This is a genomic window from Bacillus sp. 2B09, assembly GCF_003946835.1.
Lineage (GTDB): Bacteria > Bacillota > Bacilli > Bacillales > Bacillaceae > Bacillus > Bacillus altitudinis.
Map to the genome: position 1 here is coordinate 75,348 of NZ_RPSG01000009.1, position 16,518 is coordinate 91,865.

20 protein-coding genes and 1 other annotated feature are annotated in these 16,518 nt (G+C 34.7%); of the genes, 11 read left to right on the top strand and 9 right to left on the bottom strand.

Features of this window, described 5'->3' with window-relative positions:
• Nucleotides 1-3: 3 nt before the first annotated feature.
• Together EBQ12_RS16075 and EBQ12_RS16080 are read right to left on the bottom strand one after the other, a co-directional pair.
• Entirely contained in the window at nt 4-1,452 is a 1,449-nt protein-coding gene (locus EBQ12_RS16075; RefSeq protein ID WP_125590667.1) for a DUF4179 domain-containing protein, read from the bottom strand.
• Nucleotides 1,421-1,966 carry a sigma-70 family RNA polymerase sigma factor gene (locus EBQ12_RS16080; protein ID WP_125590669.1) on the bottom strand — a complete coding sequence of 182 codons (546 nt, stop codon included), beginning with the start codon at nt 1,964-1,966 and terminating at the stop codon, nt 1,421-1,423. Before EBQ12_RS16080 ends, EBQ12_RS16075 begins: the two co-directional genes overlap by 32 nt.
• A 179-nt stretch (nt 1,967-2,145) precedes the next feature.
• On the opposite strand from EBQ12_RS16080, the gene EBQ12_RS16085 reads away from it, so the two are divergent.
• Nucleotides 2,146-2,319 carry a hypothetical protein gene (locus EBQ12_RS16085; RefSeq protein WP_034282854.1) on the top strand — a complete coding sequence of 58 codons (174 nt, stop codon included), beginning with the start codon at nt 2,146-2,148 and terminating at the stop codon, nt 2,317-2,319.
• Nucleotides 2,320-2,364: 45 nt separating this feature from the next.
• On the opposite strand, the gene EBQ12_RS16090 is transcribed toward EBQ12_RS16085, so the two are convergent.
• Nucleotides 2,365-2,934: a hypothetical protein gene (locus tag EBQ12_RS16090; protein ID WP_125590671.1), complete on the bottom strand. Its 570-nt coding sequence runs from the start codon at nt 2,932-2,934 to the stop codon at nt 2,365-2,367.
• A gap of 138 nt (nt 2,935-3,072) precedes the next feature.
• On the opposite strand from EBQ12_RS16090, the gene EBQ12_RS16095 reads away from it, so the two are divergent.
• The 4 genes from EBQ12_RS16095 to EBQ12_RS16110 all read left to right on the top strand — a co-directional run bounded on the left by EBQ12_RS16095 (nt 3,073) and on the right by EBQ12_RS16110 (nt 5,358).
• Nucleotides 3,073-3,648, top strand: coding sequence for a GNAT family N-acetyltransferase (locus EBQ12_RS16095; RefSeq protein ID WP_125590673.1), 576 nt, complete (start codon nt 3,073-3,075; stop codon nt 3,646-3,648).
• A 15-nt stretch (nt 3,649-3,663) separates the two neighbouring features.
• Nucleotides 3,664-4,116, top strand: a complete 453-nt coding sequence (locus EBQ12_RS16100; RefSeq protein WP_125590675.1) for a LytTR family DNA-binding domain-containing protein — start codon at nt 3,664-3,666, stop codon at nt 4,114-4,116.
• A gap of 5 nt (nt 4,117-4,121) precedes the next feature.
• Complete coding sequence (locus EBQ12_RS16105) at nt 4,122-4,532, top strand: hypothetical protein (RefSeq protein ID WP_125590677.1); 411 nt, start codon at nt 4,122-4,124, stop codon at nt 4,530-4,532.
• A gap of 94 nt (nt 4,533-4,626) precedes the next feature.
• Nucleotides 4,627-5,358: a CPBP family intramembrane glutamic endopeptidase gene (locus EBQ12_RS16110; RefSeq protein ID WP_048002170.1), complete on the top strand. Its 732-nt coding sequence runs from the start codon at nt 4,627-4,629 to the stop codon at nt 5,356-5,358.
• A 311-nt stretch (nt 5,359-5,669) separates the two neighbouring features.
• Here EBQ12_RS16110 and EBQ12_RS16115 read toward each other — a convergent pair whose 3' ends face one another.
• On the bottom strand, nt 5,670-6,827 hold the full coding sequence (locus EBQ12_RS16115) for a hypothetical protein (protein WP_048003530.1): 1,158 nt from the start codon (nt 6,825-6,827) through the stop codon (nt 5,670-5,672).
• A gap of 421 nt (nt 6,828-7,248) precedes the next feature.
• Nucleotides 7,249-7,686, bottom strand: a complete 438-nt coding sequence (locus EBQ12_RS16120) for a hypothetical protein (RefSeq protein ID WP_125590680.1) — start codon at nt 7,684-7,686, stop codon at nt 7,249-7,251.
• A gap of 519 nt (nt 7,687-8,205) precedes the next feature.
• Here EBQ12_RS16120 and EBQ12_RS19540 point away from each other — a divergent pair.
• The 6 genes from EBQ12_RS19540 to EBQ12_RS16140 all read left to right on the top strand — a co-directional run bounded on the left by EBQ12_RS19540 (nt 8,206) and on the right by EBQ12_RS16140 (nt 12,888).
• Nucleotides 8,206-8,355 (top strand): hypothetical protein, encoded by a 150-nt coding sequence (locus EBQ12_RS19540; RefSeq protein ID WP_231101357.1) that lies wholly within the window; start codon nt 8,206-8,208, stop codon nt 8,353-8,355.
• A complete protein-coding gene (locus tag EBQ12_RS19545) occupies nt 8,355-8,687 on the top strand; it encodes a helix-turn-helix domain-containing protein (RefSeq protein ID WP_231101356.1) in 333 nt (110 codons plus the stop codon). Before EBQ12_RS19540 ends, EBQ12_RS19545 begins: the two co-directional genes overlap by 1 nt.
• 38 nt (nt 8,688-8,725) lie before the next feature.
• Nucleotides 8,726-9,217 carry a hypothetical protein gene (locus EBQ12_RS19550; RefSeq protein WP_039168461.1) on the top strand — a complete coding sequence of 164 codons (492 nt, stop codon included), beginning with the start codon at nt 8,726-8,728 and terminating at the stop codon, nt 9,215-9,217.
• A gap of 105 nt (nt 9,218-9,322) precedes the next feature.
• Nucleotides 9,323-9,587 (top strand) — a binding site (T-box leader).
• 55 nt (nt 9,588-9,642) lie between these two features.
• Nucleotides 9,643-11,304: a 2-isopropylmalate synthase gene (locus tag EBQ12_RS16130; protein WP_125590682.1), complete on the top strand. Its 1,662-nt coding sequence runs from the start codon at nt 9,643-9,645 to the stop codon at nt 11,302-11,304.
• On the top strand, nt 11,305-12,387 hold the full coding sequence (locus EBQ12_RS16135) for a helix-turn-helix domain-containing protein (protein ID WP_125590684.1): 1,083 nt from the start codon (nt 11,305-11,307) through the stop codon (nt 12,385-12,387).
• 15 nt (nt 12,388-12,402) lie between these two features.
• On the top strand, nt 12,403-12,888 hold the full coding sequence (locus EBQ12_RS16140; RefSeq protein WP_125590686.1) for a YbaK/EbsC family protein: 486 nt from the start codon (nt 12,403-12,405) through the stop codon (nt 12,886-12,888).
• Between the two features lie 239 nt (nt 12,889-13,127).
• On the opposite strand, the gene EBQ12_RS16145 is transcribed toward EBQ12_RS16140, so the two are convergent.
• The 4 genes from EBQ12_RS16145 to EBQ12_RS16160 all read right to left on the bottom strand — a co-directional run bounded on the left by EBQ12_RS16145 (nt 13,128) and on the right by EBQ12_RS16160 (nt 16,508).
• The gene (locus EBQ12_RS16145; protein ID WP_125590688.1) at nt 13,128-13,865 is read right to left on the bottom strand and encodes an HIRAN domain-containing protein; all 738 of its coding nucleotides are present in this window, start codon (nt 13,863-13,865) and stop codon (nt 13,128-13,130) included.
• Between the two features lie 11 nt (nt 13,866-13,876).
• Complete coding sequence (locus EBQ12_RS16150; protein ID WP_125590690.1) at nt 13,877-14,833, bottom strand: HipA domain-containing protein; 957 nt, start codon at nt 14,831-14,833, stop codon at nt 13,877-13,879.
• Nucleotides 14,834-15,048: 215 nt separating this feature from the next.
• Nucleotides 15,049-16,305 (bottom strand): tyrosine-type recombinase/integrase, encoded by a 1,257-nt coding sequence (locus EBQ12_RS16155; RefSeq protein WP_125590692.1) that lies wholly within the window; start codon nt 16,303-16,305, stop codon nt 15,049-15,051.
• The gene (locus EBQ12_RS16160) at nt 16,305-16,508 is read right to left on the bottom strand and encodes a DUF3173 domain-containing protein (RefSeq protein WP_056705756.1); all 204 of its coding nucleotides are present in this window, start codon (nt 16,506-16,508) and stop codon (nt 16,305-16,307) included. The genes EBQ12_RS16155 and EBQ12_RS16160 overlap by 1 nt, the downstream gene beginning before the upstream one ends.
• Nucleotides 16,509-16,518: the final 10 nt, after the last annotated feature.

The window sequence follows — 16,518 nt, forward strand, 5'->3', positions numbered from 1 at the left end:
TATTTATTGACTAGCTTTTGATGTTTCTTTTTTGACTGGAATGGTTACCGTTATCGCCTTCTGTGGTGCCAACATATTCAGTTCTGACAAATCAAGGTAAAGCCCATATTCTTTAAAAGAAAAATGTTTTAATGATAAAGTTTCTAAATTCTTATCATCAAATTCAAAGGTGGATTGCATGGAAGCTGTCTTTAAATTCGTCATCTTCGCATGGTTCCCCTTCAAGTAATATCCGCTTTCATAGTCTGCTTGTGGATTGGGCCATGATTTCATCTTTTCAACATCGCCTAATCCAATGAATTCACCGATATTCTTCATCACATCCTCATCTAATTCTTTCTGGTCTACTCCAGTAAATTGATAATCAACAATCACAGAACGGTCTTTTTGCTCTATCTTATTGATTTTGATTCCGATGCCATGGTGTTTTGTTTTGAACTGAACAGGCAGCTTTGTCTGAAGAGGAATGATTTTGCTTTCTTCCCGTTCGATATTCACATATGTGTCAAATGTCAATTCAGTCGCCTTTGGATTGATCGGCTGATTCAAAATCGTTAAATGATCTTTTCTAGTTTTGTCAGAAGACATTTGTTTTTTTCTTAAAACGGTCCCAATCTCAAGCTGATACTCATTCCCTAAATTATCCTTCATTCCATCTATACTGACTTTATCATCTTTGGCAAAACCATTGTAATCAATGGCATATTGAATTGCAGAGCCATTCACTCCATTTTCTACCTTTACATTTCTTATTTGATAACGTCCATTTAAAATAGACACGTCTTTTTGTCCCGCTAATAAAGTGGTTTTTTGCTTGACCACAGGTAACTTGAAGCGCCAATTCCCTACAATATCCCCAATCTTCGAAATAACAAGCGGTACTTGCTGACCTTGTTTGATCGTTTGTCCATTTGTATAGACTTCCGTCTGCCCAACATAGCGGCCATCTTTCATTTTTTTCAATCCCTGATTGTCGTAACTCGGTTGGAAAGTGTCATTTATACGATCGAAGTTGTTGACTATGAATGGTACAGAATCTTCCTTTGTATTCAAATTCTCCACAGTAAACGTATAAACAAGCCGCCCTGCATCATAATACACACTGTTTACTTTCACAGTAACCCCTCTTGATTCAGCCCCCTCATTGACATGCTTCACCAACTCACTCTGAAAAAGAGACATTCCTACTTTATCGTGAAACATCATATATAACTGTCCAACAAACGGCACTCGAGCCATCGCTGTATTAAGAGAAGGAAAAATGAAGCCTGATGAAAAGTAAAGGACAACAAGGGCGATAACTGAATAGATTGGCGTTCTCCAATTCCATGTGAACCAACGTCTTTTCTTTTCCGCTTTCACATCTCCCATTGCTTGACGAATTGCAGAGGTCAATTCAACTTTTGGTACATCAATCTCTTCATAAAGCTTTTTCATTTCTTTTCGTTCCATCGACACTCTCCTCCTTCTCCAATGTTTGCTTTAATAGCTTTCTTGCTCGATACAAATGAGTTTTAACCGTTCCTTCAGGCACACCCATCTGTTCAGAAATCATTGAAATCGAATAATCTTGAAAATAAAATAGCTGAATCACGAGCTGATATTGCTCATCTAACACTTCAAGTGCATTTTTTAAATCGAGCTTGTCTTCTAAAAAATCATGTCGCTCCACGCTCTCATGATGCTGTTCAAACGGAACAACATCTTGCTGCTTTTTCTTCATCGCAAAAATCGTATGAATCAAAATCCGCGTCAGCCAGGTAGAAAAATAAGCCGGCTCTTTTAAGCCAGATAAATGCTTAAACGCTTTAATGACCGTCTCTTGAACAGCATCTAACGAATCCTCTTTATTTCTTGTGTAGAGAAAAGCCGTTTTATATAAACGCTCTTGATACATCAGCATTAATGTCTCAAATGCCGGGACATTCCCTTTTTGTGCTTTTTTAATTAGACGCACTTGTTTCATCTCATCCACACCTCCTACACCTGTTAGAGCAAGGTTTCTCTCAAACGGTTTCAACAAACGAAAATTTCTTTTCCTTACCATATGTCGGACAAAAATAGAAAAAGTGAAGAACAGGCCGCAAAGATTATGTTGAATATTTGATATAATGGAATAAATATCTACAAAAAGGAGGATATTGATTGTTTCTATTTGAAGAACCCACGTGTGCTAGCTGTCAGAAAAAGATAGAAGGAAACGAAGAAGTGTACGTCAAGCTGATCTATCCAAAAAGACGAGGGATGACAGAGGTGAAGGCTTGGCTAAGGAATGAAGGGGTTTTTTATTGTAAGGCATGTTATGGAAAAGCAACATAAAAACAAGCATTTCAACTAAAATGCTTGTTTTTACTTTCTACTTTTTTATTTCCGCTTACTACGAAGTTCAATGAGTGCTAGTTTATTGTCATTGAAAAAGAACTCTAGAATGATACCGTTTGATTGATCTTGGTATTGTATACCTTTGCTATACCCTTCGACAAACCAGAGCTTCTTGAATTGCTCTCCATATGTTTGTATCACAGATGAATAATCTTCTCCTATTTTAACTCCCTTAGATGTTTGAAGATTTTTCTGTTTTGACTGATTGTAAATAGATGTTACTCGATGATTTTGATCAACTGATACGACAAAATCTTCATTTTCTTTTTCCATGTAGACCGTCTGTTTTTGATGAGAGAATTGAGAATTCTCAACAAACTGATGATCTCCCTTAAATGTTTGACCGATCTTAAAATGACCTATCGATTCATCTGTTAAAGTGATAGAGTGAAAATTAAAAAACATTGCTATCCAGACAACTAGTATGGCTCCACCTAAAACAGAACCTATTATCACTAACACCTTAGAACGAAAGGCTCCCTTTTTAAATAAATAAATCATTAAAGATACGGTGATCATCATGATACAAATCATGATCAGAAAAATGCCCATTTCTTTTATCCTCTTTTTTTAAAGTAAAATTCGAATGTACATGATTACCCCAATGATAAATTCATATTATATCAGAGCATTCCACAAATTGTACCAATACAGGTATAATTTAAATAAAATAAACTATAGGAGATACATATGACTAGACATAAACTGATATTTCCACAATCATTTCCAACAATACAGACCGAAAGACTGATCTTAAAACAAGCAACGATCGCAGATGCTGAGGATATGCACATCTATTTATCCAATGAAACTGTCTGCCGCTACATGGGCATTGATGCACATGAATCCATCGAAGACACAAAAGGTGAAATCAAGTGGTATGACAATATCTTCAAAGAACAAACAGGCATCCGCTGGGGCATTTCTTTAAAAGACAACCCAACCATCATCGGCAGCTGCGGCTTTCTCAATCTAGAAAAACAGCACCGCCGTACGGAAATTGGCTATGAATTACACCACGATCATTGGAGAAAAGGCATCATGAAGGAAGCGATTACTGCGGTATTGCGATATGGATTTCAGGAGATGAACTTGAATCGGATTGAAGCGATCATTGATCCAGCTAATACGTCCTCTGTTCAATTATTGGAGAAGATACATTTTGTACAAGAGGGTTTATTAAGAGAGTATGAATTGGGTCAGAAGGGATTCGATGATGTGTATATGTATTCAATTTTGAAGAGAGATTATGAAAAATCCTATTAAACAGAGGAGAAACAAATGAAAACGGATATTCATTTCATCCAAAAGCCGCAATCAGAGTATGTTTCTTTTCACATTTATGAACTCAATCCAGCGATTGAAAAACTTGTCCAGCAAGTGGAGCAGTCAGCTCCCTATTTCTTAGCACAAGAACCCACGAAAGAAAGAGTGAAAAAGGTCTATTATCACGACATTTTATATATAGAAAGCGTTGATAAAAGATCGTTCTTGTATACGTCAGATGGAGTGTTTCTCTTAAAGGAAAAGTTATTTGAACTTGAAGAACGGCTTGAAGCGCACGATTATGTCAGGATTTCAAAATCGATGATTCTGAATATAGATTCTATTGCCGCTATTTCTCCTAAAACGAGTGGTCGTTTTGAAGCAAAGCTTACAAATGAGGAAAAGGTGATGATTTCACGTTTTTATATCCAATCATTAAAAGAGAAACTTGGGTTACGAAGGAAGTGAACAGGATGAAACGTTATATCACAAATCTTTTGATCACATTTTGTATAATCTTTACTGCACTCGTATTGATTTACTGTTTTACGTTTGGAACGATGCCCATCTATATTTTACAAGCCATCATGTTCAGTTCCTTTTTTTCAAGCGCCCTGACCTTCTTGCTATACCCAAAACAAACGTACAGCCATAAACGGATTCTTTTTCAACAAATTCTATATATCGTCCTTGTGATGTGCATGATTATGACCACCATCATCATCGTCAGCGGTGAAATCAGCCCCCTTTCGTTTATCGTGAATTTCCTTGTGGTCATGGCTTTATTCTTTGTGATCAAGTACCTATTGTATAAAAAAGATCAAGCAACCGCTGAGGAAATCAACGATCTTTTACAGCAGCGAGAGAAACGAACAACAGTTTAAAGCGCATCTTAGGGCTAAAAATTGACATGTTAGGAAGATTTCATTGTGACTTCTGCTTGATTCCATTACTCTGACATTAGAGGGGGAATCAACAATGAAACCAATGACAAGCATTCGAAAATCAGTACTTCTACTGCTCTTTTCTTTAATCATTCCAACAAGCGCAGGTGTCTATCTATCCATCAAAGAAGTAACCGACCCAATGACCATCTATTTCATCAATGGCAGCGCCATGATGGCTGGGTCTCTCTTTCTTCTATTCATTATTCAAAAAAGCCGTTTTCAATTGAAAGAAATAGGTTTTCAAAAAGGATCTCTTGGTATGTGGGTCATTCCCATTCTTTTCATTGAGGCCATCCCGTTTATTGCTGGATTAAACACAGATTTATCCCTCTCTTCCTTTACGGCGCTTTGCTTCTTCATGGTCTGTGTCGGTATTTTTGAAGAAGGTATTTTTCGCGGCATCCTGTTTCAATATTTAAAACGAATCAATCTTAGCACTGCCATCTGGGGATCTGCGGTACTATTCGCCCTTGGACATGCTGCTAATCTATTAAGTGGAAAAAGCCTCACTTTAACAGTGGCACAAATCATATTCGCCTTTTTATTTGGACTAGTTGCAGCCGAAATCGTGGCACTCACTAACAGCCTGCAATGGGTCATCATATGGCACGCGGTGCATAATATCTTGGATCAAACCACAAATGGGCAAACGCCTATGGAATTGCAAATGCTTTTACTATCGATTCAATGTGTCATTTTGCTTGTTCTTGCGGTGGTGTTGTGGAGATATTTAAGAAGGAAGAAAGTGAATCATCGTCATTGAATGATCATCTTGTCAATCTATGAATCGCTTTTTTATTCTTTCATATGAATGAGACTTACAACCGAAAGACGGTTCTCCATGTCAAGGCAATTAGACAACGTACACGAAAAATGTTACATTTCCTTATACTTAAACCAGCAAACAAGTAACCGATCTTCAATTTATTGAAGAAATCCTATGTGCATATGAAAGAAATGATCAAGGTAAATTTCATCAAAATGAAGATTATGAGTGGAATGCGTAATTTGATAAAAAGTAGTTTGGCTTAATGCCAAGCTACTTTATTATGATTTACAAAAACCCAAATAAAATTATTTTCCCAAAACCTTTATTAAAGATTGTTCATATTTAAATGATAGTTTTTTCAAATTAGATTTTGCTCTATTTTCAACTCTATGATGTTTATACATCAATAAAATATCTGTAATCTGCTTACCAAATTCTAGTTGAGTTATATTATTTTCGTGTAATGGATAAGCTCTCTTATTTACTATTGCTAACCTTTTTATTGGATTTAAATTTAATATATTATTAATTCCAAAATCACGTGAACAAAAAAAATGCAAAAAAACATCTCTTGAACCAGAGTTTCTAAATGCAACTTGTAACTCTAAATTTCTTAAATGTAATAAATCCCAAGCCATGGCACTAATCTTAGAAATTACATTTGTTGAATTTTTTTTAATAGGATCAAAAAAAGAACTAACTCGTTTATCTTTATCGAAAAATAAATATGCTAAATATAACTCTTTTTCTACATACGCAAATATTTCATGGTTTATGTATTCTAGTAATTCTAACATTTTATTCTTTGAGCTTTTCTTTGACTTAAAGTCTATTTCAAACATCTTAAGTAACAAACAATATATTAAATAATAATTTGTTAGATCTAAGAATGATTTTTTCATTTTAACTTCTTTCATTACTCTCGAGGCATGCTTGGCGATTTCACTTTCGTTTTTAATAATATTAAAATTATAACTTTCAAATTCCTCTATACTTTTAGCATTATCAAAAGCAAAGAATGAAATTAAACTTTCATAAATATATTTGCAGTCAATATCGTGCCTGTTAGCACTTGCTTCTAATATATATGGACCACAACTGATTTGTGCCCCCGATCTTTTTAAGTATGACAACAATTTTCTGAATGATTCATCAGTATGCTTATGTACTAGATAATCTCTTAAATAACTAATTATATTAGAATCAAAGTCAAAACAACGATGTACTTTAATTGTTCTAAAATAAGAATCAAAGTTATATTTATCAATAACTAGAGTTTGCTCCAACCTCGAAAAGCTTTGAACAATATATTTATCTATTTTTCTTGAAGTAAAATCAATACCAAAATTATTAATTTTAGTGTCAAAACAAAATAGCCTAATATCTTGAACAGCATAATAGTTTTCCTCAAAAAAATCCAAAGGCGTATCTGTTTTTAACAATTCTTCAATTAAATTTTCCATAAGACCTCTCCTAACCCATCTCAGTTAAAGTTCTATTAATTCAATTTAAAAAATGCAATTAAAAACTTTACACTTTGTAAAACAAAGCTCCTGTACTTTCTATTATCGGAAACTTACAAATAAAATTCAACAGAGTAGGGATAAGATATATTAATAAAAAGCTGATAATAAAAAATAGAAACCTTTGATATACATAGGTTTCTATCAAGCATAAAATCACTCCCACTCGATAATATACAATAAGCTTTTAATTACTAAGCACCTATATTTTTCGAGTAACTTTATTGTTTTCGTGGTTTGTTTGGTGGGAAATGCAATTATCAAAACCAAAATTTTTTCTTATTTCTAATATAACTATATCATTTTCTATAATATGATAAGATTGCTTTTCCGATACTATCGTGTCGGATTATACACAAAATTATATTCTCCAACCAATTCCCCTAAGAGCCTCTTCAATTATTTTAGCCTCTCTTTGCTTTCTCAGCTTCTGAAGTTCTTTAACAAATAATGGCCAAGGTGGATGTATTGCCATATAAGGATTTTGGTCAGGACCCGTATACATTCCACCGCTTGGACCTGTATATAGCCCACCGCCTGGACCTGTATATAGTCCACCACCTGGACCTGTATATAGTCCACCACCTGGACCTGTATATAGTCCACCACCTGGACCTGTATATAGTCCACCACCTGGACCTGTATATAGTCCACCACCTGGACCTGTATATAGTCCACCGCCTGGACCTGTATATAGTCCACCACCTGGACCTGTATATAGTCCACCGCCTGGACCTGTATACGCGCCACCGCCTGGACCTGTATACATATTTCTCACCCACAGTTTTGTATCTGCCATAATTTGATCTCCTTTACTATTTCCTAAATCATAAAATCTCACATCAAGATCATAATTCGACATAAACATTTACATTTCCTTTTTATAGTGATCTAATGTTCATTTATTTTTTGAAAAAATACACTATTTTAGTATAAAAAAACAGGAACAATTAATTGTCTTTTTCGCCATACTGTTAATATATTTATTGTATCATCATCAAGAGCAATAATTCTCTTTCCATCTTCAGTTTTTGTATACTCCCCATGACAAACCTAAGCTGCGGATGTTTGGAGAAACCGTGAAGTATTTTCCAGATGTCACACTCAAGGCCTAAGAGAGCAATTCCTTAATATAGAATCACATCCAATTCACGGACGATTTCTATTTCCCCCCATAAATTTCAATCAGTATAAGAATACCTAGTCTTGAACCTGGGAACGACTGTCTCCGTTCTAATATTTCAACACAGCACAAAAAGTCAAGTTTCCTAAAGATCATTTCCGCTATACTAAACTCGTAAGGCAAGGAGGTGCTCGGTTGTCCTATCAAGAACATGAGAAAACGATTCAAGAAACATTGAATTATATTGAACAGTATCTGAAAGATGATTTACCGCTTCAAACTCTAGCGAAACACGCTGGTTATTCTAGGTTTCACTTTCACCGTATGTTCAAAAAAGTGAAGTGATGAAGAAGTCAGTTGTTGATTATATACGGGCACGTCGAATGACCCAAGCGGCGAAGGATTTAATTCATACGGACCAAAGGGCGATCGATATCGCATTGCAGTATCGTTTTGGTTCACAGGAATCCTTTCCTAGAGCCTTTAAGAAGATATATGACATGTCACCCGCACATTATCGGAAGTTATTAAGGAATGTCATTGATGAGGAGGAAACAAATATGGCTGATCATCAGAACACACCTGCTAGATGGATTATGACAAGGATACCCCATCTGACTATGAAACAGGTTTGGATAACAGAATTGTACACAGTGGGACTAACTCCGCTTATTTAAAATCAAAAGATGAAAAAGCTCGAGGTTTCGCAACATTGATGCAGCAAATTAAGTCTGATCGTTACCGAGGAGAACGCCTTCAATTTTCTGCTTTTGTCAAAAGCGAAGATGTGAAAGGTTCAGCTGGTTTATGGATGAGAATTGATCATTCTTCAGGTGAAGTTCTTGCGTTTGACAATATGATGAACCGTCCCATTACAGGAACAAACGGCTGGAATCATTTTAGTGTAGTTCTAGATGTTCCAGTAAAAAGTGAAGTGATTGCGTTTGGCATATTACTGCATGGTCAAGGTCAAATTTGGATGGACGAACTTAGTTTTAAAACGGTAGATGAAAGTGTGCCAGTGACAGAACAAAACGCTGTGGATGATTTAGAGGATAAACCAGTGAATTTAAATTTTGAAGGTTATCAGACTGAATTTAAGAGGAGGTTAATTGCCATGAAAAAAATTGGTGCGATTTTATTGTTCGCTATGAATTCACTCACCTTTATTTGTGGCCTTGGATTTTTATTTGGTGAAGAGGATTAAAAATGAAGATAGGCACCCACAGGACAAAAAAAATCAATTAAAAAAGACATCCCTACCACTATCACTTTTTTGTCATCTTGGTATAATAGAAAAAATCAGAAAAATGAGAATGCGATGATAAGGAATAATACTTGCCGAAATGTTTTCAGAAAGTTGCTGGTTGATGAGAAGCAATAACATAAAGGTAGGGAACTCACCTTAGAGTAGCCTTAGTGAAATGAAAATGATTGATGTAGTTAAGGTCGGCACCCCGCCGTTATACGGGAAGGATATCAGATCAAACAATCTGTATCCGAATAAGCGCATGATAATGTAAAGTTATCATGAAACAGGGGTGGTACCGCGTAAGAAGAAGTCTTTCGTCTCCAATGAAAATATTGGAGATGAAGGACTTTTTTTATTCTATTTACTAGGAGGAATCGATGATGTTTAACCACAAAAAATACGAAAAGAAATACTTTTTGCCACCGAACCTTACTTATGATTGGGTGAAAAAAGAAACATTAGAACGTGCTCCGATATGGTGCAGTGTGGACTTACGGGATGGAAATCAAGCATTACCTATTCCTATGAACTTAGAAGAGAAATTGGACATGTTTCAGCTACTAGTAGAGATAGGTTTTAAAGAAATTGAAATCGCATTTCCAGCTGCTAATGATACGGAGTTTAAGCTATTACGGACACTGATTGATCGTCATATGATTCCAGACGATGTCACGATTATGGTGATCACGCAAGCGAGAGAGCATATTATCCGCCGAACCTTCGAAGCCATTGAGGGGGTACCGAAAGCGATTGTTCATTTATATAATTCGACGTCAGAAGCGCAGCGCAGACAAGTATTTAAGAAAACAAAAGATGAAATTAAACAAATTGCCATTGATGGCGCTATTTTAGTAAAAGAACTGGCCGAAAAAACAAAAAGTAACATTTATTTTCAATATAGTCCTGAAAGCTTTCCAGGAACAGAAGTGGATTATGCATTAGATATTTGTAATAGTGTTTTAGATATTTGGAAACCAACACCACATCATAAAGCGATCATCAATATTCCGACAACAGTTGAATATTCAATGCCTCATATCTTTGCAAGTCAGATTGAGTATATACACAAAAATCTATCTTACCGAGACAGTGTGACATTGTCTGTTCACCCTCATAATGACCGTGGCTCTGGAGTGAGTGATGCAGAATTTGGTGTGCTAGCTGGCGCAGAAAGAGTCGAAGGGACATTATTTGGTATCGGTGAACGTACAGGGAACGTAGACTTGATTACTTTGGCGATGAATATGTATTCACAAGGCTATGATCCACAATTAAATTTCAATAACTTAGAAGCGATTCGTAAAAAATATGAAAAACTAACAAGAATCACTGTTCATGAGAGGCAGCCATATTCTGGTGAGATGGTTTTCACCGCATTCTCTGGGTCACATCAAGATGCGATATCTAAAGGGATGAAATATAGAAAGGAACATCATGTTGATACATGGGACGTTCCGTATATCCCAGTAGATCCAGTTGACTTGGGGAGGAATTATCAAACGGATGTAATTCGAATCAATAGCCAGTCTGGAAAAGGCGGCATAGGCTATATATTAGAAACAAATTATGGTATTCAACTTCCTTATCAAATGAATGAAGCCATGGGATATACAGCGAAGAAAGTATCTGATCAGACAAATAGGGAATTGTCTGTCGAAGAAATATATCATGTTTTTAAAGAGCAGTATGTTGTTTTTCACCCTCATTTCCAGCTGATCGATTATCAATTTCATAAAGGAGAGAAGCAAGAAGTCACCTTAACTTTGCTGAGAGATCATCAACAAATTGACATACAAGGAACTGGCACTGGAAGTTTAGATGCAATCAGTAATGCGTTAAAAGCACATTTTCATCTCGAGTATGATTTGGAAGTCTATGAACAGAATTCTTTGGGCAACGATTCTCAAGCAAAAGCCTGTGCACAGATTGGTATTTCATATCAAGGAAAAATGCATTGGGGTGCTGGAATCGATAAAGATATTATAGAAGCAACAGTGAAGGCCCTGGTGGTTGCAGTAAATAAACTAGAGGTTTGGATGTAGATGGAAACAGATAAACTTGAAAAACATGAAGCGATGCAATATTTAAGAGAATATAACGAACAAGAAATCTTTTATCAACAATACCAACAGAAAAAGCATGACAAACAATCATTGCAATTATTTTTGAAGGATTATGATCAAAACAATTTCATGCAAAAGCAAATATATATAGAAGAATTTTTGCTAAAAGGGCAAAACGAATTTGAAAAAGAGGATAGCATGTGGTTAGGTCAGGAGAAAGATATCGAAGTGAGAAAGTATAGCCGTTTTATGCCTCAATTGTCGGCTATCCATGATTTCTTTGAGATGATCTATGTTCTGGAAAATGAGATGTATGTAGAAGTGGAAGATAAAAAAATCGTTTTAAAATCAGGAGATATTGCCTTTATTCCACCTGACACAATACACAAGCCACATGTAATGGAGAATACAATCGCAATCCAAATCATGATCCGTAAAAGTACTTTTCAAAAAGTGTTTTTTAAAATGTTAAAAGGAAATCATGTCATTTCAGAGTTCTTTTTGAATGCATTGTATATAAAAGAAAATAAACATATTCTTATTTTCCATAGTCACTTGGATAAAAATTTGCTAGACTGCTCTCTTCAACTATTTATAGAAAATCACAATCGGTTTCCTAGTTACCAGTTGATTATGAATAATTTGTTTGAGATATTATTATGTCTCTTATTAAGATTCAAACCAAGTCATATGAACGTCATTGAGGTCAAACAATATAGTGATATACGTATGATTCAAATGCTTCAATATATCCAGCAATGTTGTGAGCATATAACAATTCAGGAGATGGCAGAGGAATTTAACCTTTCACAATCTTATCTGTCAAAATATATAGCTCGTAAACTCGGCAAATCATTTCGTGAGATTCGACAAGAAATAAGATTGGACAAAGCCTGCGAAATGCTAACCGGGAGTAATTTACAAGTGGATCATATTTCGGGAGCCGTTGGTTATCAAAATGTAGAGCATTTCATTCGTTTATTTAAGAAAAAGTATCACCTAACACCACATCAATATCGTTTAAATAATAAAGTCGAGCAAACTTCAAATCAATACGAATAAAAAGGAGAAATCATCATGTCAATCAAGCAAGTAAAAGATTATTTTAAACAATATGAGATGGATACTCGAATTCAGGAATTTTCAGTATCTAGTGCAACCGTAGACTTGGCTGCTTCTGCATTGGGCTGCGAACCTGAAAGAATCGCAAAAACACTCTCCTTTCTAGTAAATGGACAAGCTATTTTAGTTGTGACCTCTGGCGATGCAAAAGTTGATAACAAAAAATTCAAAGAATATTTTAAAACAAAAGCGAAAATGCTGCCTCCTCATGAGGTCGTTGACTTGGTCGGTCATGAAATTGGCGGAGTATGTCCTTTTGCTATAAAGAATGGCGTTTCTGTTTATTTAGATATGTCACTCAAACGTTTTGAGACAGTCTATCCAGCCTGCGGGAGCAGTAACAGTGCTATTGAACTCACAATCAAACAATTAGAAAAACACTCTGGTTATACACAATGGATTGATGTGTGTAAGGGATGGAATGATGAATTCACACATTAAAACGAAAGGAAAGAATTAAAAATAAAAAAGAGCTAGAAACCCTTGATACACAAGGTTTCTAGCTCTATTATAACTATTCCCACTCAATAATTGATAGTACTCTGTATTTCCTTAAATGACGGTACTTCTTGGAGAATCCTATTGTTTTGGTGGTGTTTTAGGTGGGAAAAACAATCCCTCATCATTCACTATTAGCCATTTAAACATATCTCATTATATTTTAAAAAATTATCCCTTTATTACTTAAAATGAATTAAGTATTCTAATTCATTATAATCAATATCCTCCTTAGAAACTTTTGTTTCTAAAGTTAAAGTTGGCCTACTATCATTAATATCCAATGATTTAACGTATCCCGATAAAACATATCCTTTTTTCAACAAATTAAAAAATACTTTATTGAAGGGCTTTGGAATAAATCCCACACGTCCATTTTTATTATTTGGATTAACAATTTCAACTGCCTGAATATCCTTTTCATTTTTTTCGTCGATACGTAAAATTAATTGATCATTCACTTTCAAGTCAATATTATTTTTTTGGGTGAAGGACCAAGCCGCAATTTCTCCATTATAGGTTAGTTTATCATCTTCAAAATACACAGGCTCTAAGAAAGATAAATTATCAGTAGCAGTTCTTCCTTTCGTAATTTTTAAATATTCCCACGTTACAGAATCACTTTTTTGAAGCTGATAATCATCAATGGTTTTTTTAAAAATATTGCGACTTTGGTTGGGCAACCTTCTCTCGAAAACAGAAAATAATTTATCACTAATGTATTCTTTATTAATATCCTTCAATCCAACAAATGGAATAAAACCTTCTTCCTTTGCTTGTAGAACAACTTCATGATTATAAATGAATTTATAATTTAAACCATCAGGACTATGATTTTTTGAGATTAGTCCAACAAAATAATTTTCTTTGGATTTAGGACCTTTCCATGATACTAATAATTTTTCATTTCCTTTGGGCATATCACATTCCCCTACTCTACTAAATAATCTCTTCTCGTTCTTAAAATTTTGTTTACCAATTCTTTTTTAGGTTCAGACATTACTATCGACGGAACCTTAGAAATTATACTTTCTATAACTTCGTCCGTAAGTGTTTCAACATTGGATAAATGTTTATTAATTTCTTGCGGATGTACTTTTTTCACATTCTCATAGAACTTTATAATATTTAACTTTTTTTTCGTCCATGACTTTTCCCATCGTATAAGTGTAGAAGACTTGTTCCCAAATATATAAGAATCAAACATTTTTTGATCGCGTAACATAAGTTTTATTCGTTCTTCATTCATTTCTCTCCCCAGTGACGAGGAGTTATCATATAATGGAGCAAATTTTTGCTGTCCGGTTTCTTCGTCCCTGATTACACCAAAATTATCCTGATGTCGATCAGTATTGCCAATCAATGTGTCGAATATTATCATTTGAAATAAATGATCTAAAATATTATTTTCACCGAAAAGCCTATATAACAAGTCAAAATTATATATTTCACGTTTACCTTGTAATATTTCTCGATCATAAGTTTCGTCAAAATCCATAATCATATCTGCACCCTCAACTAAACTATCTTTATCCTCGTTTAGAAAAGACCAGCATAAAGCACCAAACACCTTATCTCCAGATTGGACACCTTTCCCATTCAAGCCGTAGAACTCTATAGCCTCATCATCAATTACAAGAGCACCTATGTCTACATTATGTGTAGGAAAACCAATATAATTACCGATTTCACTACATATCTTTTCAGACCACACTTCCCCAGTAGACTCCCCTAAACCAATTGAGCTATCGCTCGTCATAGAAATAGGCAATTTAAATAGCGCTAACTGGTTTGTATCTAGTGATCGATACCAACGCTTTTCTTTTGAACCTGAAACGTTAATATTTTCATATTTCCAACTAGAGATGTCAACCTCAAAATAATCCATAGTACTTCTCTCCAATAGCTTAGAATAAACCCTATTTAAGTATAACATCAGCTTTCAACTTTGTAACAAATCTAATCAAAGTATTGTCGAATATAGCCTACCAAATTTATATATCTTGTAAATATTTATTTAAGGTACGGACACCAAAATTAAAAATAAATTCTTTATTAAGTCAAAAGGAAATCCCTATTTTGTGTTTGTCCCCTAAATAATAGTTACCTTCTTATATTACTTTTATTTAATACTTGATTTCCTTTGAATTTAATTTTAGATCGTTCAGAGGTTTTAATTTCAATATTTCCAGTCATTGCATCAGCAATTGCAGTATCTGCCCCACTCCACATATGAGCATAGTGTTTTAAAGTAATCTCTGGATTTGAATGCCCCATACGTTGTGATAACACAAGAACAGAAACGTTAAACTCGTTGATTAGATATGAAGCATGGGAGTGACGCAATCCTTTTGCTTGAATCCCTGTTACTCCTGCGAATTGAGAATAGCGTTTAATGATTCTGCCTATTGTCGATTTAATCATTGGCAATCCATCATAACTAAAAATAAAGTCATTTGAATTACCTAACCCTATCTCCAATTGTCGATTTCGCCATACTGTTAATATATTTATTGTATCATCATCAAGTGCAATTATTCTCTTTCCATCTTCCGTTTTTGTATACGAATTTCTTTTCCATTCACTTCTCGTTTTCATAATTAACATATGATGGACACGTAAACGTTTATTTTTCAAATCAACATCATTCCACCATAAAGCAGTGCCTTCATTCACTCGTATTCCAGTCATATAATAGACCCACAGCATGACAAAATTCAAATGTTCATAAAAATCTTCTATATAAATTTGGTTTATCACTTTTTCAAAATCTTCTTTTGTCCAATACGACACATTTGCCTTACCTTTTGGTATTGCTCTAACCTTCTTAGTAATATTCATTTCTAGGTATTGCATTTCCACAGCTTTATCTAAACTTTTACGGAACGTTCCAAAGACTAGACTTGCATACGATTGTGAATACCCAGCACCACCATTTTCTTTACTTGTTAATAACCATGTGCGAAAATGCTGTACGTCTTCAACTGAAATTGAACGAAGAGGGATAGAAGCAAATCTATCCCTGATCTTCTCCAATATTCTTTTTCGAACGGAGAATGTACTTTCCTCAACATTTGTTTGATAATAAGGTATGTACACACTATTCATAAATTGTTCGTATGTCATTTTATAGTTAGAATAACTGTTAACCTTATGATATTCTCTTTTTAATCTAGTTAACTCTTTGTTTGCTTCAAATGCGGAAGCAAAAGGCTTACCATTAACATCTTTTCTTCCCTTTTTACGTATTCGTCTTCCCGTAATTCGATCAATACCAAATTCCGATTGATAAAAGAAATTTCCTTTATCATCAACATATACACCAGGGTATTTCGTTGTTTGTTGCGTTTTATTTTTCATTAGGAGTTACTCATTTCTGCCAAAAGGGAAACTCCTAAAATTGATTCAACCACATCCCTCGGTACTCTCCCCAGCCTTTTGTTGTTATAATACGGACAACCTTTTTGTACCATGATTGCTTTTGCCTGCCTAATTAGCGAAATAGCTTGATATTTCTTATAGCCTAGTTTTATTAAATCATCTTTACAAATTGTTGTACCCATCACACATATC